This window comes from Nocardioides sp. GCM10023255 (assembly GCF_042653125.1).
Lineage (GTDB): Bacteria > Actinomycetota > Actinomycetes > Propionibacteriales > Nocardioidaceae > Nocardioides.
On sequence record NZ_JBHSHU010000015.1, the window covers coordinates 1 to 24,618 of the forward strand.

The following is a 24,618-nucleotide window of genomic DNA, read 5'->3' on the forward strand; positions in this document are numbered from 1 at the left end:
GTCGCGACGGCCGGCGTCGCCGCCCGGGCCAGGGCCGAGGACGCCGCCGCCCGCAACAGCTCCGACCCGGCCGCCCGCGAGGGTGCCGCGGCGCTGGAGCGGCACCCGCTGGCCGACCCCGGGGTGTGGGCGAGGGCCTCGGCCCAGTCCCGGGCCACCCCGCCGCCGCGGCCGGTCACCTCGGTCCAGCTCGCCCTCGACCTCGGCGACGCGCCCGGGGAGGGCGGCGAGATGGTGAGCGGGCTGCCGGAGATGGACGCCGAGGAGAAGATGCGCGCCGAGCTCGAGATCCTCGGGCTCGACGCCAGCCGGCACGTCGTCGACACCTACGCCGGCTTCCTCGACGAGCTCGGGGTGACCCGCAGCCGCGACCTGCTGTCCCGGCGGAGCCGGGCCGAGCTGCTGGTCGCGGGGGTCAAGGTCGCGACCCAGACCCCGCCGATCCGGTCCGGGCGACGGGTCATCTTCCTGACCCTCGACGACGCCACCGGCCCGGTCGACGCGACCTTCTTCGAGGACGCCCAGGGCCCCTACGCCGCGACCGTCTTCCACTCCTGGCTGCTGGTGGTCCGCGGCGAGCTGCGGCGTACCGGCCGCCGGGGCGTCTCCCTGCGGGCCACCGGGTGCTGGGAGCTGCCGGCGCTGTTCGCGCTGTGGCGGGCCGGGGGCATGGACGCCGTCCACGAGGCGATGGCGGTCGTGCCGGAGGGCTTCGCCGGGGTGGGGGAGGCGGCCGTCGCCGGTGCCGCGGAGAGCCGCGCCAGCCGGCCGGTCATGGCCTGCCCGCAGTCCTTCCCGGCGACGGGGGAGGGCGAGGGGCCCGAGCACCACCCCAGCGCCGCAGGCGGGATGGGTCGACGCCGGGTGCTGGTGCACTCCAGCGGCTTCAAGCTCTCGCCGTACGCCGACATCAAGCCGGCCGGCGAGTCCACCAAGGACGTCTCGCGCAAGCTGTGGCACCGCAGCCCCGGGAGCGCCGGATGACTCCCCTAGGGTGTGGGGCATGCCAGCGAGTGATCGACCCAGCGAACGCCGGGGCGCTGCCCGGACCGCCGTGGTGTGGGAGGGCCTGCTTCCCGTGCTCGAGGGCGGGGAGCCTCGCGACGTCCTCGACATCGGCGGCGGCACCGGCGGGTTCGCGGTCCGGGTCGCGGAGATCGGTCACCGGGTCACGGTGGTCGACCCCAGCCCCGACGCCCTGGCCTCGCTGGACCGGCGCGCCCGGGAGCGCGGGGTGGAGGTCGCCGGCCAGCAGGGCGACCTGTCGACCCTGCTCGACCTCGTCGGTCCCGGCAGCGCCGACGTGGTGCTCTGCCACGGCGTCCTCGAGGTCGTGGACGACCCCGCCGCCGCGCTGGCCACGATCCGCGAGGTGCTACGCCCCGGCGGGACCCTCAGCCTCCTGGTCGCCCAGCGGCACGCCGCCGTCGTCGCCCGGGCGATGGCCGGGCACTTCGGCCAGGCCCTCGCCCTGCTCGACGACCCGGCCGCCACGGGTCGCTCCGGGCGCCGGTTCACCGTGGACGAGGCGACCGGGCTGCTGGCCGGTGCCGGCTTCGAGGTCGCCTCGGTGCACGGCGTCCGTGTCTTCGCCGACCTCGTCCCCGGGTCGCTGCTGGACCTCGAGCCCGGTGCCACCGCCGCGCTGGTCGAGCTCGAGCACGCCACCTCCGAGCGCCCCGAGTACCTCCCGCTCGCCACGCAGCTGCACGTGCTCGCCCGCTGACCCGTCACTCGTCGACCCCGGGAGGTCGGCGTGACCTCCGCCGGCGCTCCGGCCACGCCGATCCTCCACGTCGACATGGACGCCTTCTACGCGTCGGTGGCCACCCGCGACCGGCCGGACCTCTGGGACGTCCCCGTCATCGTGGGCGGCGGGAGTCGGGGGGTGGTGCTCTCGGCCAGCTACGCCGCACGGCGGTACGGCGTGCGCTCGGCGATGCCGATGACCCGGGCCCGTCGGGTCTGCCCCCGGGCCGTCGTGCTGCCGCCCGACTTCGAGCTGTTCGCGCAGGTGTCGGCCTCGGTGGCCGAGAGCTTCCGGCGGGTCACCCCGCTGGTGGAGATGCTCTCCCTGGACGAGGCGTTCCTGGACGTGCGGGGGTCGACCCGTCGCCTCGGGTCGCCCCTGGAGATCGCCGAGCAGCTGCGCGCGACGATCCACGACGAGCAGGGCATCACCTGCTCGGTCGGGGTGGCGGCCGCGGTGACGGTCGCCAAATTGGCCAGCCGGCGGGCCAAGCCCGACGGCGTCGTCGTGGTGCCGCCCGAGGAGATCACCTCCTTCCTGCACCCGCTCGACGTCGGTGAGCTGTGGGGCGTGGGGGAGAAGACCCAGGCGATGCTCCACCGGCTGGGGCTGGTCACGGTCGGCGACGTGGCGCACACCCCGCTACGGACCCTGCAGCGCGCGGTGGGCGACGGGCTCGGCAGCCACCTGCACGACCTGGCCTGGGGGATCGACCACCGGGTGGTCACCCCCCGTCGGGGTCCCGACGAGCCCGAACGCTCGATGGGCGCCGACGAGACCTTCGGCCGTGACACCGACGACCGCGAGGTGGTGCTGCGTGAGCTGCTGCGACTCTCGACCAAGGTCACCGGGCGGATGCGGGTCGCGGGGGTCGCGGGACGCACCGTCACCCTCAAGGTCCGGTTCGCCGACTTCACTACGATCACCCGCTCCCGCACCCTGCCCGAGGCCACCGACGTGACCCAGGACGTCTACCGGACCGCGGCCCGGCTGTACGACGCCCTGGGGCTGCAGCGGGCCCGGCTCCGGCTGGTCGGGGTGCGCGTCGAGGGACTGGTCGCCCGGGAGACGGTCCACCGGCAGCTGGTGCTGGGGGAGCGCGAGCACGGCTGGTCGGACGCCGACCGCGCGGTCGACCGCGCGACCACCCGGTTCGGGTCGGCCGCGGTGCGCCCGGCGAGCCTGCTCTCCTGACACATTCCGGACGCGGACCCGGCAGATGGCATGAGTTCGGTACCAATTTCGTGAACCCGGCTACCGGGATCACCAGCCGCTGCCTAGACTTGACCCAGGCCTAGGCCGCATCCGTCGAATGGCTTGAGTTAGACCCGTGGAGGACCCGGTGCCACTCTCCGAAGAGGAGCTCCGACTGCTCGAGCAGATGGAGCGCGCTCTCGTCGAGGAGGACCCCAAGCTCGCCTCGACCCTGCGCGGCACCTCGCTGCGTCGCTCGGCCCGCCGCCGGGCCATCATCGCGGGCGTCTGCTTCGCGGTCGGCGTGGCGGTCCTGATGACCGGCGCGATCCTCTCCGGCAACGACTCCCGGTTCTGGGCGCTCGGCATCCTCGGCTTCATCATCATGCTCGGCTCGGCCACCGTGGCCGTGACCGCCGTGCGCGGCCAGCAGGGCCACGCCAGCGAGTCCCGCTCCGCCGGCCGGCCCGCCCACGGCTTCACCGTCATCGACGGCGGCCGCACCGGCAAGACCAAGCGCTCGCGCCGGCACGGCTCGGGCACCTTCATGCAGCGCATGGAGGACCGCTGGCGTCGTCGCCGCGAGGAGAACGGCGGCTTCTGACCCGTCGCTTGTCGACGCAGTCAGCACGCCGACCCGTCGCAGTTCGACCCGCTCAGGTCTCGACCCGTCGTGAATTCACGACGGGTCGATGTGTTGTGTGGTGAAGCTGCGACGGGTCGACGTGTTGTGCGGTGAAGCTGCGACGGGTCGACGTGTTGTGTGGTGAGGCTGCGACGGGTCGACGGGTCAGCCGACGTGGTCGACGACACCGCCGTACCGCGCCTGCACCGGCGCCTGGACCCGTACGGCGTGCTCGCGCCGGCGGCTCGTGACGACCGTCCGCGGCCACCACTCGGCCCGTCGCCGGGCGCCCCGCGTGGCGCCCCCGTGCAGGGCGGCGAGGCAGGCCTCGGCGTCGGTGCGCAGGGTGTCGCCGGACGAGGGCGTCCGGGAGTAGCGGGACAGCTCGAGCACGCCCACCAGCCGGTCCAGTGCGGCCACGGCCTCGGGTGCCACGTCCGCGCCGTGCCGGGGTCGCTCCACGGTCTCCCGGTCCACCGGCGTGCCGAAGTGCCCGACCAGGCGCTGGCGCGTCTCGCGGGGGGAGCGGGACTCCGGCCAGGGCACGCCGAGGTCGACGGCGGTCGCGCGCAGCTCGGCCCAGACCTCCTCGATGCCCCCGCCGAGGCGGCGCTCGCGGCGGCCGCGGCGTACCGTCCGCGGGAGCAGGGCCAGGCCGGCCAGGACCACGAAACCGGCCAGCCCGCCGCCGATCGGCAGCCACGGGAAGCCGGAGTCGCCACCGGAGGCCGAGCCCGCGGCGTCGGACTCGCTGGGCGACAGGCTGTCGCGCGGACCGCGGCTCGGCAGGCTCTCGGTCGGTCGGGACGCGGACGGGCTGAGGGTGGGGTCGTTGACCGGCACGTCCTGGGTGGTGTACGAGGGCACGGTGGTCCCGGCACCGGCGGGGGTGGGCTCGAAGAGGACCCAGCCGGAGCCGGGGATGAACAGCTCGGGCCAGGCGTGCAGGTCGTGGGAGCTGTACTCCCATACACCGGGACCCACCTCGTCGGGCTCCAGGAAGCCCACCGCCACCCGCGCCGGGATGCCGAGCGTGCGCGCCATGACCGCCATGGCGGCGGCGAACTGCTCGCAGTAGCCCGTGCGGCCGCCGTCACCGGTGCTGAGGAAGGCCACCAGGTCGTCGACACCGTTGCCCGGCTGCGCGTGCAGGTCGTAGGTGAAGTGCCCGGTGCTGCTGAACCAGTTCTGCAGCGCGACCGCCTTCTCGTAGCGGCTCGGGGCGTCGCGGGTCACCTCGTTGGCGAGGGTGCGGACCATGGGCGGCAGGTCGGTCGGCGTGTCGAGGTAGTCCTTGCTCACCAGGCCGTACGCCGATCCGGCGCTGGCCATGTCCGCGGCGTCCAGCTCGAGGTCGACGCTGGTCATGGAGTACTGCATGCCCGCCGTGGTCACCTCCTTGTCGCCGGAGATGAAGTCCATCGTCGAGGTGTCGTATCGCCAGTCCCCGGAGGCGACGATCCGACTGATGGGTGCCTGGGTGGGCAGCCACGACGAGGCGAACGCCCGGTCCACCGCGACCTCGTAGCCGTACTCGCGTCGCGGCACGGTCCCGGCGACACCCACCAGGGCGGGCATCTGGCCGTCGGCCGTGTTGCCGGCCGGGACGTCGCGGTCGCCCGAGCTCCACTCGTTGTCGGAGAACCGGTTGAGGACCGAGATCCGCAGGTAGTCCGGAGCCGGGTCGTCGGTGGTCACGCGTACCAGGGGGACGTCCTCGGGACGGCTGAGGTCACGGCGCAGGTCGATCATGGGGTTGCGGATCGAGATGTCGGACCCGCCGCCGGGGCCGCGCCCGCCGTCGAAGACGTGCAGGTCGAGGGTCGGGATGAGCAGCGGCACCACGAGGGCCAGCGCGGTGGCCACCGACCCGATCGTCCCGGCACTGGCGCGGACGGCGCCCTGCGGGCCGAACGTCGATGCCCCGGCGCTGTCGGGGTTCTCCACGAGCGGGCGGCCCCAGCGCGCGACCTGCTCGCTCTCCTGGAGGAAGAGCAGGGTCATGAAGCCGATCGCCGTCGGCACGAAGACCCACCACGAGACGCCGCCGCCCACGAGGCTGACCGGCACGCTGTAGATCATCAGGAGAGGGAGCCCCGCGAGCGGCACCCGGCGCAGGGTGCACACCAGCACGTCCACGAGCAGCAGGCAGAGCAGCCCGCCGGGGATCAGGAGCGGGTGCACGCCGGGGGCGTCGGAGGGGACGGGGGCGGCGTACTGGTTGGCGGTGTCGACCGCGTCACCGAACGACTGGGTCATCCGGGACCAGGCGGCCCCCACCGGGAGCGGCGAGCCGCTGATGACCATGCTGCAGACCAGCCCGGAGACGACGACCTGGAGGCCCACGACGGCCGGGCCCGGGGCGCGCAGCCACCGGGCGAGCACCCCGGTGCCCGCGACGACGACCCCGAGCAGGAACAGGGGGCTGAGGAACCGCCCGGGGACCATCGTGAAGCTGGCCCACGACCACATCGCCACCCACGTGGTGGCGGCCGCGTTGGCGGCGAGCCAGACATCGGTGACGAGGCCACCACGGCGCGGGCTCATCGCAGCCCCTGCAGCGGTGTCGTCGGTGCGGCCGGGCCGCCGGACCGGGACAGGTGGGCGCTGCTGCGCCCCAGCTCCTGCCAGACCTGGTCGAGCCGGTCTCGCGGGCGCAGTGTCGCGACCCGCCAGCCCTGCTGGGCCAGGAGCGGGGACGCACCGGCCTCGGCGGCGGGGGAGACCCACGCGTCGACGTCGAGGGCGATCGCGATCGCCGAGCCGGCGTGCAGCTGCATCCGCCGGAGGATGGGTACGTCGACGGCCTCGACCTGGCCGAAGACCGCCACGGTCAGGCCGCCGTGCCCGCCCTCGGAGAGCCAGCTGGTGTCGAGCTGCGGCTGGTGCACGGCCTGCACGACGGCCAGCGCCTCGAGCAGGGGACCCGTGTTGAGGTCGGCGTCGCGGAAGTGCCAGGCACTGCTCGGCTCCTCGCCGGTGGCGGTGACCAGCCGGACCGTGAAGCCGCGCTGGCTCAGGTGGACGGCCACCGAGGCGGCGGCGGACACCGCGGCCTCGAGCGACGAGGCGATGCCCTGGCCACGGTGGGCGCGCAGCCGGTTGTCGAGGAACAGCGTGGCTCGGGACTGCCAGGGCTGCTCCTCCCTGCGGACCATCAGCTCGCCGACGCGGGCGGAGCTGCGCCAGTGCACCCGGCGCAGGTCGTCGCCGCGACGGTACTCGCGGACGGTGACGTCCTCGGCGCTGCCGGTGGCGAAGGCGCGGGGCCGGTTGTCGCCGGACCCCGTCCAGGCGCCCCCGAGGGGGATGCCGGGCAGCGGCACCGTGCGCGGGGTGACGGTCAGCGGGACGGTGGTGCGGAAGGAGCGGCCGAGCTCGACGAGCCCGAACGGGTCGCTGACCCGGACCGTCATCGGACCGATGTCGAAGCGGCCGCGCACGTCGGAGCGGACCTGGTAGCTCACCTGGCGGTGCCAGCCCTGGCCGATGCCGTGCAGGACGAAGCGGGGCCGGGTGCCGAGCACGTACGGGACGTGGTCCTCCAGGAGGAGCACCCCGCTGGGCGTGCGGCCCTCGTTGGTCAGGGTCAGGCTGACCCGGGCCGGCTGGCCGGCGGCCACCAGCTGCGGGGTCACGGTGCGCACCAGCGCGAGCTTGTACCGGCTCCGGGCGATCAGGAAGGCGGTCACCAGCGGGAGGGCGAGGACCAGCACCCCGACCCGGGTCAGTGCGGACTGCCCGAGCAGCACGGCGCAGACGATCGCCGTGATGCCGGCGGCGAGGAACGCCCGTCCGCGGACGGTCAGGCCGGCCAGTGCCTCACGCACGGTTCCCCTCGGGAACGGGCACGGCGGCGACCACGCCGTCGAGGATGGCGGTCGTCGACCGACCGCTCATCGCCGCCTCGACGCTGGGCAGCAGGCGGTGCGCCAGCACCGGGCGGGCCAGGGTGTGCACGTCGTCGGGCAGGACGTAGTCGCGCCCGTGGATCGCGGCCATCGCCTTGGCCGCCCGCACCAGGTGCAGCGTGGCGCGGGGGGAGGCGCCCAGGGTCAGCTCCTCCGAGCGCCGGGTGGCTGCCGTCAGCGCCACGGTGTAGCGCTGCACGGCGTGGGAGACGTAGACCTGGTTGACGATCCCGATCAGCTTCTGCACCTCGCCGGCGTCGGTGACCGACTCGAGGTCCTCGAGCGGGTTGCTGCCCGTGTGGGAGTCGAGCATGGCGAGCTCGGCCGCCTCGACGGGGTAGCCGACCGACACCCGCGCCATGAAGCGGTCGCGCTGCGCCTCGGGCAGCGCGTAGGTGCCCTCCATCTCGATCGGGTTCTGCGTCGCGATCACCATGAACGGGGAGTCGAGCTGGTAGGTCGTGTTGTCGACGGTGACCTGGCGCTCCTCCATGCACTCGAGCAGCGCCGACTGGGTCTTGGGCGAGGCCCGGTTGATCTCGTCGCCGACCACGATGTTCGCGAACACCCCGCCGGGACGGAACTCGAACTCGCGGGTGTTCTGGTTGAACACCGAGACGCCGGTGACGTCGGACGGCAGCAGGTCCGGCGTGAACTGGATGCGACGCACCGAGCAGTCGATGCTGCGGGCCAGCGCCTTGCTCAGCATCGTCTTGCCGACGCCGGGCACGTCCTCGATGAGCAGGTGGCCCTCGGCGAGCAGCACGACGAGCGCGGACGTCACGACGTCCGGCTTGCCCTCGATGACGCGCTCGATGTTGTGCCGCACCCGGCCGACTACCCGGGCGAGAGTCTCGAGGTCGGCACCTCCCGTGCTCGGAGCTCCCACTTCCGGTCCTTCCCAATCGTGCGCGCCACGCCCTTGCGGCGCTCGCGTCCCCACACCCAACCGTAGGGCGTCCCGGAAAGATACGCGGCCGGGTCGACACCACGTTCGACACCGGTGGTCACGGTTTGGTTGCGGATCTGGTTCGAGTTTCCCCTCTGGCAGCCCCGTGCACGACCTGGACGCCGTCCCGGGCTCCCCGTTCCTCCACCTCTCCCTCCACTTCCCCCCACCACGGACGCGCATCGTCCCCCACCCGCGCTCCACTCGCGCACCCCCGGAGCGAGCACTACACCGCTGACCTGCGCAAACGTCGTACGCCCAGCGTCTCGCAACGGTGGGTCGAACGGGGGAGGGGGTCGGCCGGAATCACCCGAATCGGGCGCGGCAACACGCTCGATATGGTTGACGGTGGGGGGAAGTGGAGTAAAGTGGTGCGCAGTGGAGGAACCGCCCAGTCACAGGGTGGAGGGGAGGTGCTCGATGTTCTTCATGGGCACCTACACCCCGAAGCTCGATGACAAGGGGCGGCTGTTCCTCCCGGCCAAGTTCAGGGACCAGCTCGCGGAGGGGCTCGTGGTGACTCGAGGGCAGGAGCGCTGTCTGACGGTGTGGCCGATGGCCGACTTCGTCGAGCTCACCCGTCGGGCGCAGGAGGCTCCGGTCACGGTGAAGGGGGCGCGGGACTACACCCGCTTCCTGTTCGCCGGCGCCTCGGAGGAGACCCCCGACAAGCAGGGCCGCATCACGATCACGCCGATGCTGCGCGAGTACGCCTCGCTCGACCGCGACGTGGTGGTCATCGGGGTGATGAACCGGGTCGAGATCTGGGACCCGACCCGCTGGCAGCAGTACTCCGCGGAGCAGGAGGAGAAGTTCTCCGAGCTCAGCGAGGAAGTCTTCCCCGGGGTCTGACCCCACCGGCACCACCGCAGCACGCACAACTCCACAGCGATCCGCAGGACGAGGTCTCGGGCCCGCTCCCTCACACCATCGTCATCTGGGGCACCTTCCCCGGTTCCAGAGGACGACTTCCCACCCGGGGAGCGGGCAGGGACCTGGTCCTGCGGATCGCAGCAGTACTCACAGCACCTTTGGAGGGGGGTCGAGTCCATGAGCATCACACCCGTCGCACCGGTTCGCCGGGTGCGCCACCAGGCCCGCGAGGCCGCCGCGCTGATGGCGTTCTCGGCCGTCACCTCCGTCGGGCTGGCCACCGCGCTCCTCCTGCTCACGAGCCTGGGTCGGTAGGCGCCGCGACCATGAGCAGCCCCCGCCACGTCCCGGTCCTCCTCGACCGGGTCGTCGCTCTTCTGGCGCCCGCGCTCGAGCGCGAGGGCGCGACCCTCGTCGACGCCACCCTCGGTCTCGGCGGCCACTCCGAGGCGGTCCTGACCCGGATCCCGGGCGCCCGCGTCATCGGCGTCGACCGCGACCCCGCCGCCCTCGAGCTCGCCGGGACCCGGCTCGCGCCGTTCGGCGACCGGTTCACCGGCGTGCACGCGGTCTACGACGAGATCCCCGAAGTCCTCGCCGAGCTCGGGCTCACGCACGTCGACGCCGTGCTCTTCGACCTGGGCGTCTCCTCGATGCAGCTCGACGTGCGCGAGCGCGGCTTCGCCTACGCCGAGGACGCGCCGCTCGACATGCGCATGGACAAGACGACCGGTCGGACCGCCGCGGACGTCCTCAACACCTACTCCGCGGCCGACCTGACCCGGGTGCTGCGGGAGTACGGCGAGGAGAAGTTCGCGCGCAAGATCGCGGCCGCGATCGTCCGCGAGCGCGAGGTCGAGCCGTTCACCACCTCGGCGCGCCTGGTCGAGCTGCTGTACGCCGAGATCCCCGCGCCGGCGCGTCGTACCGGCGGCCATCCCGCCAAGCGCACCTTCCAGGCGCTGCGGATGGAGGTCAACGACGAGCTCGCCGTGCTGCGCCGGGCCATGCCGGCGGCCATCGAGGCGATCGGCACCGGTGGCCGCGTGGTGGTCGAGTCCTACCACTCGCTGGAGGACCGGCTGGTCAAGCAGGCCTTCGCCGAGGCCACCCGCAGCGACGTCCCCGTCGACATGCCCTTCGTGCCCGCCGGCCACGAGCCGACGTACCGCCTGGTGACGCGCGGCTCGGAGAAGGCCTCGCCCGAGGAGATCGCCGAGAACCCGCGCGCGGCGTCGGTCCGCCTGCGCGCCATCGAACGACTTGCCACCACCCGAGGAGACGCGTCATGAGCAGCCCTGCCGTCCAGTTCCGCTCCCGCATGCCGCGCATCGCGGAGGCGGCCGTCGAGCGGGCCCGCCTCACCGTCGTCCCGCGCCGCCGGGTGCGGGCCGCGCGCGTGCCGTTCGTGACCCTGGTGTCGCTCATCCTCCTCGGCGGCGTCGTCGGCCTGCTCCTCTTCAACACCTCCATGCAGCAGGCGTCCTTCGCGGCCACCTCGCTCGAGGGCCAGGCCAGCACGCTGTCGGCTCGCGAGCAGACCCTGCGCATGGAGCTCGACGTGCTGCGCGACCCCCAGCACGTGGCCGAGCAGGCCCGGAAGATGGGCATGGTCACCGCCGGCAGCCCGGCGTTCCTGCGGCTCTCGGACGGCAAGGTCCTCGGCGTGGCCACGCCCCCCGACCCGGCCCAGAACGTGCAGGTCGTCCCGCCGGCGCCGCAGCTGCCCGCGGTCCTCGACCCGGCGCCCACCTACGTCGACGCCCCGCCCGCCGAGGACGGCGCGTCCTCGGGCTCGCGGGGCGACGGGGACGGTAGAAAGAACCACAGCAACAACTCGAGCAACAGGGACCACAAGAACAACGTGAGCCACAGCTCCCAGCGCTGAGACCGGAGACGCACGTGCGACCCACCCGCCCCCAGGGCAGCCTGCGCGGCTCGGCCCGCATCCGGCTGCGCGTCGGGTTCCTGGTCATCGCGATCATCCTGTCGGTGTTCGCCGGTCGGCTCGTCCAGCTGCAGGGCATCGACCCCAACTCGTACGCCGCGATGGCGGCCGCCGAGGGCATGGTCGAAGTCGCGCTGCAGGCCGAGCGCGGCGACATCCTGGACCGCAACGGCAAGCCGCTGGCCGACTCCGTCGACGGCCTGATGGTCGTGGCCGACCCGTACATGACCAGCGACCAGGCGCCGGAGCTGGCGAAGTTCCTCGCGACCCGTCTGGACATCGACTACTTCACGACGCTGAAGAAGCTGCGGGAGCCGGACAGCCGCTTCGAGTACATCGCGCGCCGGGTGCCCGCGACCGTGGCGAGTGACGCGGTCAGCGCCGCCGCGGACGCCGGCTTCAAGGGTCTCGCGACCCGGCCCGACCCGATTCGCGACTACCCGGCCGGCGACGTCGCCGCGAACCTGATCGGCTTCATGGGCACCGACGAGGCCCTCGGCGGCCTCGAGCGCACCTTCGACACCCAGCTGGCCGGCCAGGACGGCTCGGCCCGCTACGAGGTCGGCGGCGGCAACCGGATCCCGCTCGGCGAGAGCACGATCGAGCGCGCCGTGGACGGCCGGGACCTGCAGACCACCATCGACCTCGACCTGCAGTGGTACACCCAGCGGGTGCTGGCCCAGACGGTCCGCAACGCCCGCGCCGAGTCCGGCTTCGCGGTGGTGATGGACACCCGCACCGGCGAGATCCTCGCCGAGGCCGACGACCCGACGTTCGACGCCAACCACCCGCTGGCCGCGCCCGACGAGGACCGCGGCGCGCGGTCGATGAGCGACGTCTACGAGCCCGGCTCCGTGGAGAAGGTGCTCACGCTGAGCGCCCTCATGGACGCCGGCAAGGTCACGCCCCGCACGAAGCTCAAGGTCCCGGGCGAGCTGGACCGCGAGGACCGGCCGATCCACGACTGGTTCCCGCACGGCCTGATCCGCCTCACCCTGGCCGGTGTGATCGCCAAGTCCTCGAACATCGGCACCGTCCTGGCCGCCGACAAGTTCGACACGGGCGAGCTGCGGTCCTACCTGACCAAGTTCGGCCTCGGCCAGCGCACGGACATCGGCGTGCGCGGCGAGACGCCGGGCATCCTGCCGACGGACAGCCAGTGGACTCACCAGGTGCAGGACCGCATCGCCTTCGGCCAGTCCCTGTCGGTCAACGCGGTGCAGATGGCCGCGGCCGTGAACACCATCGCCAACGGCGGGGTGCGGGTCTCGCCGAGCCTGATCCGGGGGTCCGCGACGACCGAGGACGGCACCGTCGTCGGCACCGACCACACCACCACCCGCCGCGTCGTCAGCGAGAAGGCCGCCCGCGACATGGCGCACATGATGGAGCGCGTCGTCGACCCGGACGTGGGCGTCGCACCCGGCGCGGCGATCCCCGGCTACCGGGTCGCCGGCAAGACCGGCACCGCGCAGCGCGTCGGCACCGACTGCGGCTGCTACGACGGCACCTTCACGGTCTCGTTCGCCGGCTTCGCGCCCTCCGACGACCCGCGGTTCACCGTCTACGTCGTCGTCCAGAACCCCGGCAACGGAGGCGGCGGTGGCTCGGTCGCCGGCCCGGCGTTCGCCAAGATCATGAGCTACGCCCTTCGTCGCTACGCCGTCCCGCCGACCGGCGCCGAGCCCTCCCGGCTCCCCGTCGAGTGGTGAGGCTCACGCGCGCCCTCCGGGGGCTCGTGGAGCACCCCTCGACGGGCGATAGCCTCGCGTCGTGCTGAGCAAGGACCTGGTGGCGTCGGCCCGCCCGCGACATCCCGTCCGGACCCCCCTGGTGGACCTGGCCGGGTGGCTGGGTGACCAGCCGGACGGCGCCGGAGTCGTCACCAGCGGCGACCTCGGTGGCGTCGTGGTGACCGGCCTGTCACTGAGCTCGCAGCGGATCCTCCCGGGCGACGTGTACGCCGCCCTCCCGGGCGCCCGCGCCCACGGCATCGACTTCGCGGCGGCCGCGGTCGAGGCCGGCGCCGTGGCGGTCCTGACCGACCCCGAGGGAGCCGCTCGGGCGGCCGCGCGCTGCGGCGTACCCCTCCTCGTCGTGGACCGGCCTCGGACCCTGCTGGGGCGTCTCGCCGCCCGCGTCTACGGCGACCCGGCGACCGGCCTGCGGATGATCGGGGTCACCGGCACGCAGGGCAAGACCACGACCACCCGGCTGGCCGAGGGGGGCCTGCAGCAGGCGGGCGTCCCGGCCGCGGTGGTCGGCACCGTCGGCACCCGCGTGGCCGGCGTGGACCTGAAGACCGCGCTGACCACGCCCGAGGCGCCCGACCTGCACGGCCTGTTCGCGATGATGCGCGAGCGGGACGTCGCCGCGTGCGCCATGGAGGTCTCCAGCCACGCGCTGGTGATGGGCCGCGTGGACGGGGTGGTCTTCGACGTGGCCGTCTTCACCAACCTCGGGCGCGACCACCTCGACTTCCACAAGGACGTGGAGGACTACTTCGCGGCGAAGGCCTCACTCTTCACCCCGGAGCGGTCCAGGGTCGGGCTGGTGAACGTCGACGACGAGCACGGCCGGCGGCTGGTCGAGGAGGCGGGCGTGCCGATCCGCACCTTCTCGCCCACGGGGCAGGAGGCCGACTGGCAGGCGGTCGACGTGGTCCTGGAGGCGACCGGGTCCCGCTTCACGGTCCTCGGCCCCGACGGCCTGGCCGTCGACGCCGTCGTGCCGCTGCCCGGCGACTTCAACGTGGCCAACGCGCTCGCCGCGGTGGCCGCCTGCGCGGAGGCGGGGTTCGACACCTCGCGGGTGGCCGCGGGGATCGCGCGCGGCGGCGGGGTGCCGGGGCGGCTCGAGCGGGTCGACGTGGGCCAGGACTTCGCCGTGGTGGTCGACTACGCCCACAAGCCCGACGCCGTCGAGGCGGCGCTGCGCACGCTGCGGCCGCTCACCGACGGCAGGGTCCTCGTCGTGCTCGGCGCCGGCGGCGACCGCGACCCCGGCAAGCGTCCGATCATGGGCGAGATCGCGGCCCGGCTGGCCGACGTGCTGGTCGTGACCGACGACAACCCGCGCAGCGAGGACCCGGCGGAGATCCGGGCCGCCGTCCTGGCGGGTGCCCGCTCCGGCGACGCCGAGGTGCTCGAGATCGGCGACCGCCGGGCCGCCGTCCGGGAGGCCGTACGCCGCGCCCGGCCCGGCGACATCGTCCTCGTCGCCGGCAAGGGCCACGAGACCGGGCAGGAGGTCGCCGGCGTGGTCCACCCGTTCGACGACCGCGAGGTCGCCGAGACCTGCATCCGCGAGGAGATGGCAGCACGATGATCCCGATGACCCTGGCCCAGATCGCGGCGACCGTCGGCGGTCGCGTCGACGGCGACCCGGAGACGGTGGTGACCGGCGCAGCGTTCGTCGACAGCCGCGAAGCCGTGCCGGGCGGCCTGTTCGTGGCGGTGCCGGGGGAGCGCGTCGACGGGCACGACTTCACGGCCCGGGCGGTGGAGGGCGGCGCCGTGGCGGTGCTCGGCAGCCGACCGACGGGTGTCCCGTCGGTGCTCGTGGAGGACCCGGTGGACGCGTTGGGCCGGCTCGCGCGCCACCTGGTCGACGCGCTGGACGTCACCGTCCTGGCCCTGACCGGGTCCCAGGGCAAGACCGGCACCAAGGACTACCTCGCCCAGGTGCTCGCCACCGCCGGCCCGACCGTGGCGACCCGTGGGAACAACAACAACGAGATCGGGGTGCCGCTGACCGTGCTGCGCGCCGGGCACGACACGGCGTACCTCGTGGTCGAGATGGGTGCCCGCGGGATCGGCCACATCGCCTACCTGTGTGGCATCGCGCCGCCGAGCGCCGCCGCCGTGCTCAACGTCGGCACCGCCCACGTGGGGGAGTTCGGGAGCCGTGAGGCGATCGCGGTCGCCAAGGGCGAGATCGTCGAGGCGCTGCCGCCCACGGGCACGGCGGTCCTGAACGCCGACGACGAGCTCACGGCCGCTATGACGAGCCGTACACCGGCGCGGGTGCTCACCTTCGGCCGCGGCGGCGACGTCTGCTGGCGCGGCGTCGAGCTCGACGACCTCGGCCGCCCGTCCTTCGAGCTCGGCCACGACGGGGACTGGCAGCCGGTGCGGTTGACCCAGTCCGGGCTGCACCAGGTCGAGAACGCCGCGGCGGCCGCAGCCCTGGCCCTCGCGGTCGGGCTGTCGCTCGCGCAGGTCGCCGCCGGCCTGACGGCGGCGCAGCCTGCCTCGCGGTGGCGGATGGAGGTCCAGGAGCGGCCCGACGGCCTGATCGTCGTCAACGACGCCTACAACGCGAACCCGGCCTCGATGGTGGCCGCCATCGACGCGCTGGTCGCGATCGGCGGCCGGCGCGGGCGGCGCACCGTCGCGGTCCTCGGCGAGATGAAGGAGCTGGGGGACCACACGGCCGAGGACCACCTCGCGGTGGGTCGGGCCGCGGCCGAGGCGGGCGTGGACCTGCTGGTCGCGGTGGGGGAGCCCGCCCGCGGCATCGCCGAGGGAGCGCGCGCGACGGACGGCTGGTCCGGTGAGGCGATCCTCACGGCGGGGCGTGACGAGGCACTGTCGCACCTGCGGGAGAATGTCTCGGCGCACGACGTGGTCCTGGTCAAGGCATCGCGCGGCGCCGCGCTCGAAGCCATCGCCGAACGACTGCTCGAGGAAGAGGGAACCCCGCCCGTGACCCCAGAGGTGAACACCGAGGTGCCGCAGCCATGAGAGCCATCCTGCTGGGCGGCGGCCTCGCGCTCCTCATCTCGCTCCTGGGCACCCGCGGCGCCATCCACCTCTTCACGAGCTGGGGCTACGGCCAGGAGATCCGCGACGACGGGCCCACGACCCACCACACCAAGCGCGGCACGCCCACCATGGGCGGCGTGGTCATCATCCTCGCCACGGTCATCGCGTACTTCGCGGCGAAGCTGATCACCCAGAGCATGCCCTCGGCCTCGGCGCTGCTGCTGCTCTTCCTCTTCGTCGGCATGGGCCTGGTCGGCTTCCTCGACGACTTCATCAAGATCTCCAAGCAGCGCAGCCTCGGCCTGCGCAGCAAGGCGAAGATGATCGGTCAGACGGTCGTCGGCGTGGTGTTCGGCATCCTCGCGCTCTCGCCCGCGCTCGAGGACGGTCGTGGCGAGACACCCGCCTCGAACCACATCTCGTTCCTCCGCGACTTCGACAAGTTCACCTTGCCCGCGGTGGTGCTGATCCTGCTCTTCTGGCTCATCATCACCGGCACCAGCAACGCGGTGAACCTCACCGACGGGCTCGACGGCCTCGCCACGGGCGCCTCGGTGATGGTGTTCGGCGCCTACACGCTGGTGAACATCTGGCAGAACAACCAGTCCTGCGCGATCTCCCCGAGCGGCACCTGCTACGAGGTGCGAGACCCGCTCGACCTCGCCGTGGTCGCCTCCGCGATCACGGGCGCCTGCTTCGGCTTCCTGTGGTGGAACGCCTCGCCGGCCTCCATCTTCATGGGGGACACGGGCTCGCTCTCGCTGGGCGCGGCGCTCGCGGGGCTGGCGATCCTCACCCGCACCGAGCTGCTGCTGATCATCCTGGGCGGCCTGTTCGTGGCCGTCACCCTGTCGGTGATGGTGCAGGTGACCACGTTCAAGGTCACCCGGCGCCTGACCGGGACCGGGAAACGGGTGTTCCGGATGACCCCGCTGCACCACCACTTCGAGATGCTCGGCTGGGAGCAGATCACGGTCGTGATCCGCTTCTGGATCATCACCGGCCTGTGCGTGGCGACCGGGCTCGGCGTCTTCTACGCCGAGTGGGTGGCCGGGTCGTGAACCCCGACCACCTCGGCCGGCACGACTCCTGGGAGGGCGTGCGGGCGGTCGTCGCCGGCTTCGGTGTCTCCGGCTTCGCCGCGGCCGACAACCTCAACCACCTCGGGGCCACGGTCACCGCGCTCGACGAGTCCGACGGCGGCCCCGACAGCGACCGGCGCGAGAAGGCCGAGCTGCTCGAGGTGCTCGGCGCCACCGTGCGCCTGGAGCAGGGCGCCACCGAGACCCTGCCCGACGACGTCGACCTGGTCGTCACCTCGCCGGGCTGGAAGCCGTCGGCGCCGCTGCTGGCGCAGGCGCAGGCGCGTGGCATCCCGGTCTGGGGCGAGGTCGAGCTGGCGTGGCGGCTGCGCGACCCGGACCACCGGACTCCGTGGCTGTGCGTGACCGGCACCAACGGCAAGACCACCACCGTCCAGATGCTCGACGCGATCCTCAAGGCGGCCGGCCTCCGCTCGATCGCGGTGGGCAACGTCGGCCTGCCGATCGTGGAGGCGGTGATGGACCCCGAGCCGTACGACGTCTTCGCGGTCGAGCTGTCCAGCTTCCAGCTGCACTACACCGACTCGATGAGCGCGGAGTCCGCGGCGGTGCTCAACGTCGCCGAGGACCACCTCGACTGGTACTCCTCGATGTCCGACTACGCCGCCGACAAGGGCCGCATCTACGAGCGGGTCGAGCGCGCCTGCGTCTACAACGTCGCCGACCCCGAGACCGAGCGGCTGGTCCGCGAGGCCGACGTCCAGGAGGGCGCCCGGGCGATCGGGTTCACCCTGGGCATGCCGGGCGTGGGCATGCTCGGCGTCGTCGACGACATCCTGGCCGACCGGGCCTTCATCGAGCAGCGCGACACCAGCGCCGCCGAGCTGTGCACCCTCGCCGACCTCGCCTCGCCGGCGCCCCACTTCGTGGCCAACGCGCTCGCGGCCGCGGCGCTGGCCCGCAGCCACGGGGTCACCCAGGCTGCGGTGCGCGAGGGGCTGCGCTCGTTCCGGCCCGACGGGCACCGGATCGCGACCGTCGCCGTGCTCGACGGGGTCACCTGGGTCGACGACTCCAAGGCGACCAACCCCCACGCCGCCCAGTCCTCGCTGCAGGCCTACGACCCGGTGGTCTGGGTCGCGGGCGGGCTCGCGAAGGGGGCGCGCTTCGACGACCTCGTCGTCGCCGTGCGCGACCGGCTGCGCGGTGTGGTGCTCCTCGGGCGGGACCGTGACGTCATCGGCGACGCGCTTTCGCGACACGCGCCCGATGTGCCGGTCATCGTCGTGGCCGACGGCGAGACTGGTCCGGAACATGGCCCCATGGAGCGCGTCGTGGAGGCGGCGGCCGAGTTGGCCCGACCCGGCGACACGGTCCTGCTGGCCCCCGGATGCGCCTCCATGGACATGTTCACCAACTACGCAGCACGGGGCGACGCCTTCGCCGCCGCCGTGCGCAGGAGACAGCAGCAGTAGGTCCGAGCCAGGGAGGGGAGCGCAGGGATGACGACCGCGAACCCCGAGCAGGGCCGGGGCCGGGCCCACCCGCACCGCCCCCTCGGCTGGTACGCCGCCCTCCGTGACGCGCTGGACCGGCCGCTGACGTCGTACTACCTCCTGCTCGGTGCCTCGGCGCTGCTGCTCACCATCGGCCTGATCATGGTGCTGAGCGCGTCCAGCGTCTACTCCTACGAGAACAACGGCGGCGACTCCTACGCCGTGGTCAAGCGCCAGCTGATGTGGGTCGCCATCGGCCTGCCCGCGGCGTGGGTGGCCAGCCGGCTGCCGCAGCGCGGGATCCGCCGGCTCGCCTGGGTGGGGTACTCCGTCTCGGTCGTGCTGCTCATGCTCACCGCCCGCTTCGGCGTGCTGATCAACGGCAACAAGAACTGGCTGGCGGTCGGACCGATCGTCATCCAGCCAGCCGAGATCGCCAAGCTCGCCCTGATCCTGTGGGCGGCCCACGTCTACGCGCACAAGGACCGGCGGCTGGGCAACCTGCACCAGGTGCTGATGCCCGTGGTCCCGGGCATGCTGCTCGCCACCGGACTCGTGGTGGTCGGTCACGACCTCGGCACCGCCCTGGTGCTGTTCGCGATCATGCTCGGGATGCTCTGGGTGGTCGGCGCCCCGGCCCGCTTCTTCGTGCTGTTCCTGTCCATGGTGAGCGTGGGCGCGATCTTCCTGGCCTCGACGAGCCCGGAGCGGCTGGCCCGCATCACGACGTTCGCCGACCCGTTCAAGGACTTCCACGACACCGGGTGGCAGCCCGCCCACGGCCTCTACGCGCTCTCCACCGGTGGCTGGTTCGGCCAGGGCATCGGCGCCAGCCAGCAGAAGTGGGGCGACCTGCCCGAGGCCCACACCGACTTCATCTTCGCCGTGCTGGGCGAGGAGCTCGGCCTGGTCGGCACGCTGCTGGTCATCGGGCTGTTCCTCACCATCGCCTTCGCGGCCCTGCGCGTCGCGCGGGACACCAAGGACCCGTTCGTGCGCTACGCGACGTTCGGCGTCGTGGTCTGGCTGATCGGCCAGATGATCATCAACGTCGGCATGGTCCTGGCGCTGCTGCCGGTCATCGGCATCCCGCTGCCGCTCGTGTCGTACGGCGGCTCCTCCCTCATGCCCACCCTGGTCGCTCTCGGCCTGCTGATCGGCTTCGCCCGCCGGGAGCCGGACGCCGCGCGGGCGCTGGCCCAGCGTCGGCGCAGCCGCTCGGCCGGGCTCTCCGCGGGCCGGGTCACCGGGCGCGGTCTCTAGGTCCTCCACCGGCTAGGTTCTTCCCGATGCGCGTTCTTCTCGCCGGCGGCGGTACCGCCGGCCACACCTCGCCCCTGCTCGCCACCGCCGACGCCCTGCGCCGGGCGGTCCCGGACGTGGAGATCACCTGCCTCGGCACGCCCCGCGGCCTGGAGAACCGGGTGGTCCCCGACGCGGGCTACCCCCTCGAGCTGATCCCGCCGGTGCCGATGCCGCGCCGCCCCAACGCCGACCTGGTCAAGGTCCCCGCGCGGCTGCGCGGGGCGGTCAAGGAGGCGATCGCGGTCATCGACCGGGTCCGTCCGGACGTCGTCGTGGGCTACGGCGGCTACGTCTCCGTGCCGGCCTACCTCGCGGCCCGGCGCCGCAAGGTGCCCCTGGTCGTGCACGAGCAGAACGCCGTGCCCGGCCTCGCGAACAAGCTCGGCGCCCGCGTCGCCCAGCGCGTCGCCGTGAGCTTCCCCGACACCCCGCTGCCCAGGGCGGAGTACGTCGGCCTGCCGATGCGCCGGATGATCTCGCAGCTCGACCGGGCCGCGAGCCGGGTCGAGGCGCGCGCGTTCTTCGGGCTCGACCCCGACCGCCCGACGCTGCTGGTGACCGGCGGCTCGCAGGGCGCCACCCGTCTCAACCAGGCCGTGTCGGCGTCGGCCCGGGCGCTGGCCGACGCCGGCGTCCAGGTGCTCCACGTCCAGGGCAAGCACGGCGGCGCCGAGCCCGAGCCCACCGACGTGCCGTACGTCGTGCTCGAGTTCGTCGACCGGATGGACCTCGCCTACGCGGCTGCGGACCTCGTGGTCTGCCGCGGCGGGGCGAACAGCGTCACCGAGGCGGCGGCGACCGGCCTTCCCGGCATCTACGTCCCGCTGCCGATCGGGAACGGCGAGCAGGAGCACAACGCCCGTCCGGTGGTCGACGCCGGCGGCGGGCTCCTGGTCGCGGACGAGGCGGTCACGCCCGAGTGGGTCGCGGCCACCGTGCCCGGGCTCGCCACCGACACCGACCGGCTCGCCCGGATGGGGGCGGCCGCGTCCGCGCTGGTCCCGCGCGACGCCGACGACAAGCTGGCCCGGATCGTCCTCGAGTCTGCAGGAGCTGGCCGATGAGGGTCCCGGTCCCCGACGAGATCCTGCCGGCCGACCGGCTCGGCCGCGTCCACTTCGTCGGCATCGGCGGCGCCGGCCTGTCCGGCATCGCCCGGATCATGCTCGCCCGAGGCATCCCCGTCAGCGGCAGCGACGGCGTCGACTCCCACGGGCTGCGTGCCCTCGCGGCGCTCGGCGCGCGGGTCCACGTCGGCCACGACGCCGCCCAGGTGCACGACAGCGACACGCTGGTCGTCTCCACGGCCGTCCGCGAGGACAACCCCGAGTACCTCGAGGCCGTGCGCCAGGGGCTGCGGGTCCTGCCGCGCTCCGCGGCGCTCGCGTCGGTGATGGCCGGCCGGCGCGTGCTGGCGGTCGCCGGCACCCACGGCAAGACCACGACCACGTCGCTCCTCACGGTCGCCCTCCAGGCGGCCGGCGCCGACCCGACCTTCGCCGTCGGTGGCGACCTCGCCCAGACCGGCACCAACGCCCAGGAGGGCGGCGGGGACCTGTTCGTCGCCGAGGCCGACGAGAGCGACGGCGCGTTCCTGGTCTACCGGCCGTACGCCGCGATCGTCACCAACGTCGAGGCCGACCACCTCGACAACTGGGGCACCGAGGAGGCTTACCGCGCGGCGTTCGGGGAGTTCGTCGACCGGATCGACGCCGACGGCTTCCTGGTGTGCGTCGTCGACGACCCGGGCGCGCGCGACCTGGCCGCCACCGCACGGGAGCGGGGAGTCAGCGTGGTCGCGGTCGGGGAGTCCGCGGACGCCGACGTCCGCGCCTCCGACCTCGTCTTCGAGGGCACCAGCTCCGCCTTCACCGTGCACGACGGTGACGTCGAGCTGGGTCGGGTCACGCTGCAGATCCCCGGGCGCCACTACGTGCTCGACGCTCTGGCCGCGCTCACCGTGGGGCTGCGCCTGGGCCAGGACTTCGACGCGCTGCGCCGCGGGCTCGAGGGCTTCACCGGCACCCGGCGCCGCATGGAGCTCAAGGGCGAGGCCGGCGGCGTCCGCGTCTACGACAGCTACGCCCACCACCCCGTCGAGATCGCCGGTGACCTGCAGGCCGCGCGCGCGGTCGCGGGGGAGGGCCGCCTGGTGGTGGCCTTCCAGCCGCACCTGGTCTCGCGCACCCGCATCTTCGGCCGGGCGATGGGAGAGGCCCTCGGCGCCGCCGACGAGGTGGTGCTCCTCGACGTCTACCTCGCCCGTGAGGACGCCGACCCCGACGTCACCGGCGCGATGGTGGCCGAGGCCGTGCCGCTGCCGCCCGAGCAGGTGGGCTTCGTCCCGGACTTCGACGCCGTTCCGGCGGAGCTGGTGCGCAGGGCGCGCCCCGGCGACCTGGTGCTCACCCTGGGGGCCGGCAGCGTGACCGAGCTGGGCCCGCGGGTCCTGGCGCTGCTCGAGGCGCCGGATGCGTAGCTCCGTGCGCCGCCGCGACGGTGCGGGCCCCGCCGGGGACCGCGACGCGCTGCGCACCCGCCGCCGGTTCGCGCGCCGCCAGTGGGCGCGGCGCTGGCTCACGTGGAAGTACGTCGTGGGCCTGGTCGTCGTGCTGGGCCTGCTCGCCACCGGCGTGTGGGCCGTGTGGTTCTCCTCGCTGCTGGCCGTCCAGGGCGTGCAGGTGACGGGCGCCCCGACCCTCGGGACCGCCCAGATCCGGAAGGCGGCGGCCGTGCCGACGGGGGAGCCGCTGGCCACCCTCGACCTCGGCGGCGTCCAGGCCCGGGTGGAGTCGCTCGCGGGGGTCCGCAGCGCCGACGTGAGCCGGCAGTGGCCCGACGAGGTGCTGATCACGGTGCACGAGCGGGTCGCCATCGCCGTCGTCGAGATCGGCGGGCGGGTGCGTGGCATGGACGACGCCGGTGTCGTGTTCCGCGACTACCAGCACCCTCCGGCCGACCTGCCCCGCGTCCAGACGTCCACCGAGACGCACAGCGACGCGCTGCAGGAGGCGGCCCGGGTCATCTCGGCGCTGCCGTCGGACCTGGCCACGAAGGTCGACCACGTCGAGGTCGAGACCGTCGACCAGATCTCCCTGGTCCTCGGTGACGGACGCCGGGTCGTGTGGGGGAGCGCGGACGAGTCCGAGGAGAAGGCGCAGGTGCTCGCCGCCCTGCTGCCGCACCGGCACCAGGAGTACGACGTCAGCGTCCCCGGCCAGCCCACCACCACCGGCTGAGGCGGACCGCGCCCGGCGGCCGGACCCCGGCGTACAGAAATTCCGCACCGATCCGCGACGCGCCCGCGTGTCTGCGTCGATCCGTGCCGTGCGGTGCCTAGTGTTTTCACCACGACGAGGTTGACATAACTATAACCCTCAGCCTGAGGGTCAGGGTTCGGACCGAGTCGCTTCCCCACCTGACAGACCGAGTCGTCCGAGGAACCGGACACGATCAGCGAGAGGCGAATCCGCCGTGGCAGCAGCGCAGAACTACCTGGCCATCATCAAGGTCGTGGGCATCGGTGGTGGTGGGGTCAACGCCGTCAACCGGATGATCGAGGTCGGACTCAAGGGCGTCGAGTTCATCGCGATCAACACCGACGCGCAGGCCCTGCTCATGAGTGACGCCGACGTCAAGCTCGACATCGGCCGCGAGCTCACCCGCGGCCTCGGCGCCGGCGCCAACCCCGACGTGGGCGGGAAGGCCGCCGAGGACCACGCCGACGAGATCGAAGAGGTCATCAAGGGCGCCGACATGGTCTTCGTGACCGCGGGCGAGGGCGGCGGCACCGGCACCGGCGGCGCACCCGTCGTGGCCCGGATCGCGCGCTCGCTGGGCGCGCTGACCATCGGTGTCGTGACCCGGCCCTTCGCGTTCGAGGGTCGTCGCCGCGCCAACTCCGCGGAGGAGGGCATCGCGCGGCTGCGCGAGGAGGTCGACACCCTCATCGTCATCCCCAACGACCGCCTCCTGTCGATCAGCGACCGCAACGTGTCGGTCCTCGACGCCTTCAAGCAGGCCGACCAGGTGCTGCTCCAGGGTGTCTCCGGCATCACCGACCTGATCACCACCCCCGGCCTGATCAACCTCGACTTCGCCGACGTCAAGTCGGTCATGGCCAACGCCGGCTCCGCCCTGATGGGCATCGGCTCGGCCCGTGGTGAGGACCGGGCGGTCGCGGCCGCCGAGATGGCGGTCTCCAGCCCGCTGCTCGAGGCCTCGATCGACGGCGCGTACGGCGTGCTGCTCTCCATCGCCGGTGGCTCCGACCTCGGCCTGTTCGAGATCAACGAGGCCGCGGCGCTGGTCGCCCAGGCCGCGCACGCCGAGGCCAACATCATCTTCGGTGCCACCATCGACGACGCCCTCGGCGACGAGGTCCGGGTCACGGTGATCGCCGCCGGCTTCGACGGCGGCCAGCCCAAGAAGCGCGACGAGGGCACCGTGCTGCGCCGCGACGCCAAGCCGCAGCAGACGCAGGAGGAGACCCGGGCGGCCGCCGCGCAGGTCGCCACCCGCCGCCCCGAGGAGAAGGTCTCGGCCGGGGTCACCTTCCGTCCGTCGAACCCTGCGCCCTCGACCGAGCGTCGCGAGCAGGCGCCGGCCCCGGCGGGCCAGGCGCACCAGACGAGCCAGCCCAGCCAGCCCGCTCCGCCCGCCCGGCAGCCGCGACAGGTCCAGTTCGACGACGACGACCTGGACGTGCCCGACTTCCTCAAGTAGGGCTGTGTTCTCGTATCGCGACCATCGTGAAGG

The 24,618-nt window shown here is 73.3% G+C and carries 21 protein-coding genes; 18 read left to right on the forward strand and 3 right to left on the reverse strand.

Features of this window, described 5'->3' with window-relative positions; all coding sequences use genetic code 11:
• The 4 genes from ACFO9I_RS22765 to ACFO9I_RS22780 form a co-directional block, all read left to right on the forward strand.
• On the forward strand, positions 1-984 hold a 984-nt coding region (locus ACFO9I_RS22765), incomplete at its 5' end, for an OB-fold nucleic acid binding domain-containing protein (RefSeq protein ID WP_379185141.1).
• A 19-nt stretch (positions 985-1,003) separates the two neighbouring features.
• Positions 1,004-1,726 (forward strand): methyltransferase domain-containing protein, encoded by a 723-nt coding sequence (locus ACFO9I_RS22770; RefSeq protein WP_379185143.1) that lies wholly within the window; start codon positions 1,004-1,006, stop codon positions 1,724-1,726.
• Positions 1,727-1,756: 30 nt separating this feature from the next.
• The gene (dinB, locus tag ACFO9I_RS22775; protein WP_379185145.1) at positions 1,757-2,944 is read left to right on the forward strand and encodes a DNA polymerase IV; all 1,188 of its coding nucleotides are present in this window, start codon (positions 1,757-1,759) and stop codon (positions 2,942-2,944) included.
• A 148-nt stretch (positions 2,945-3,092) separates the two neighbouring features.
• On the forward strand, positions 3,093-3,548 hold the full coding sequence (locus ACFO9I_RS22780) for a DUF3040 domain-containing protein (protein ID WP_379185147.1): 456 nt from the start codon (positions 3,093-3,095) through the stop codon (positions 3,546-3,548).
• A 186-nt stretch (positions 3,549-3,734) separates the two neighbouring features.
• Here the strand turns inward: ACFO9I_RS22780 and ACFO9I_RS22785 are convergent, their stop codons facing one another.
• From ACFO9I_RS22785 to ACFO9I_RS22795, 3 genes are read right to left on the reverse strand one after another with little or no spacing between them, the layout of a single operon-like run.
• Entirely contained in the window at positions 3,735-6,116 is a 2,382-nt protein-coding gene (locus ACFO9I_RS22785; RefSeq protein ID WP_379185149.1) for a transglutaminase TgpA family protein, read from the reverse strand.
• Positions 6,113-7,399: a DUF58 domain-containing protein gene (locus ACFO9I_RS22790; protein ID WP_379185151.1), complete on the reverse strand. Its 1,287-nt coding sequence runs from the start codon at positions 7,397-7,399 to the stop codon at positions 6,113-6,115. The genes ACFO9I_RS22785 and ACFO9I_RS22790 overlap by 4 nt, the downstream gene beginning before the upstream one ends.
• Positions 7,392-8,369, reverse strand: coding sequence for an AAA family ATPase (locus ACFO9I_RS22795; protein WP_379185153.1), 978 nt, complete (start codon positions 8,367-8,369; stop codon positions 7,392-7,394). The genes ACFO9I_RS22790 and ACFO9I_RS22795 overlap by 8 nt, the downstream gene beginning before the upstream one ends.
• Before the next feature lie 480 nt (positions 8,370-8,849).
• On the opposite strand from ACFO9I_RS22795, the gene mraZ reads away from it, so the two are divergent.
• From mraZ to ftsZ, 14 genes are all read left to right on the forward strand, one after another.
• Positions 8,850-9,281, forward strand: coding sequence for a division/cell wall cluster transcriptional repressor MraZ (gene mraZ, locus ACFO9I_RS22800; protein ID WP_379185155.1), 432 nt, complete (start codon positions 8,850-8,852; stop codon positions 9,279-9,281).
• A gap of 198 nt (positions 9,282-9,479) precedes the next feature.
• Entirely contained in the window at positions 9,480-9,617 is a 138-nt protein-coding gene (locus tag ACFO9I_RS22805; RefSeq protein WP_379185157.1) for a hypothetical protein, read from the forward strand.
• An 11-nt stretch (positions 9,618-9,628) separates the two neighbouring features.
• Positions 9,629-10,594 carry a 16S rRNA (cytosine(1402)-N(4))-methyltransferase RsmH gene (gene rsmH, locus ACFO9I_RS22810; RefSeq protein WP_379185159.1) on the forward strand — a complete coding sequence of 322 codons (966 nt, stop codon included), beginning with the start codon at positions 9,629-9,631 and terminating at the stop codon, positions 10,592-10,594.
• On the forward strand, positions 10,591-11,190 hold the full coding sequence (locus ACFO9I_RS22815; RefSeq protein WP_379185161.1) for a hypothetical protein: 600 nt from the start codon (positions 10,591-10,593) through the stop codon (positions 11,188-11,190). Before rsmH ends, ACFO9I_RS22815 begins: the two co-directional genes overlap by 4 nt.
• Positions 11,191-11,204: 14 nt before the next feature.
• Complete coding sequence (locus ACFO9I_RS22820; RefSeq protein WP_379185163.1) at positions 11,205-12,962, forward strand: peptidoglycan D,D-transpeptidase FtsI family protein; 1,758 nt, start codon at positions 11,205-11,207, stop codon at positions 12,960-12,962.
• Between the two features lie 121 nt (positions 12,963-13,083).
• Positions 13,084-14,577 (forward strand): UDP-N-acetylmuramoyl-L-alanyl-D-glutamate--2,6-diaminopimelate ligase, encoded by a 1,494-nt coding sequence (locus ACFO9I_RS22825; protein WP_379185203.1) that lies wholly within the window; start codon positions 13,084-13,086, stop codon positions 14,575-14,577.
• On the forward strand, positions 14,574-15,995 hold the full coding sequence (locus ACFO9I_RS22830) for a UDP-N-acetylmuramoyl-tripeptide--D-alanyl-D-alanine ligase (RefSeq protein WP_379185165.1): 1,422 nt from the start codon (positions 14,574-14,576) through the stop codon (positions 15,993-15,995). The genes ACFO9I_RS22825 and ACFO9I_RS22830 overlap by 4 nt, the downstream gene beginning before the upstream one ends.
• Positions 15,992-17,077: a phospho-N-acetylmuramoyl-pentapeptide-transferase gene (gene mraY, locus ACFO9I_RS22835; protein ID WP_379185167.1), complete on the forward strand. Its 1,086-nt coding sequence runs from the start codon at positions 15,992-15,994 to the stop codon at positions 17,075-17,077. The genes ACFO9I_RS22830 and mraY overlap by 4 nt, the downstream gene beginning before the upstream one ends.
• Complete coding sequence (gene murD, locus ACFO9I_RS22840) at positions 17,074-18,534, forward strand: UDP-N-acetylmuramoyl-L-alanine--D-glutamate ligase (protein ID WP_379185169.1); 1,461 nt, start codon at positions 17,074-17,076, stop codon at positions 18,532-18,534. The genes mraY and murD overlap by 4 nt, the downstream gene beginning before the upstream one ends.
• 27 nt (positions 18,535-18,561) lie before the next feature.
• Entirely contained in the window at positions 18,562-19,818 is a 1,257-nt protein-coding gene (gene ftsW / locus ACFO9I_RS22845) for a putative lipid II flippase FtsW (protein WP_379185171.1), read from the forward strand.
• Positions 19,819-19,844: 26 nt separating this feature from the next.
• Positions 19,845-20,924: an undecaprenyldiphospho-muramoylpentapeptide beta-N-acetylglucosaminyltransferase gene (murG, locus tag ACFO9I_RS22850; protein WP_379185173.1), complete on the forward strand. Its 1,080-nt coding sequence runs from the start codon at positions 19,845-19,847 to the stop codon at positions 20,922-20,924.
• The gene (gene murC, locus ACFO9I_RS22855) at positions 20,921-22,339 is read left to right on the forward strand and encodes a UDP-N-acetylmuramate--L-alanine ligase (protein ID WP_379185175.1); all 1,419 of its coding nucleotides are present in this window, start codon (positions 20,921-20,923) and stop codon (positions 22,337-22,339) included. Before murG ends, murC begins: the two co-directional genes overlap by 4 nt.
• The gene (locus ACFO9I_RS22860) at positions 22,332-23,099 is read left to right on the forward strand and encodes a cell division protein FtsQ/DivIB (RefSeq protein WP_379185177.1); all 768 of its coding nucleotides are present in this window, start codon (positions 22,332-22,334) and stop codon (positions 23,097-23,099) included. Before murC ends, ACFO9I_RS22860 begins: the two co-directional genes overlap by 8 nt.
• Positions 23,100-23,334: 235 nt before the next feature.
• Positions 23,335-24,585 (forward strand): cell division protein FtsZ, encoded by a 1,251-nt coding sequence (gene ftsZ, locus ACFO9I_RS22865; protein WP_379185179.1) that lies wholly within the window; start codon positions 23,335-23,337, stop codon positions 24,583-24,585.
• Positions 24,586-24,618 lie beyond the last annotated feature (33 nt).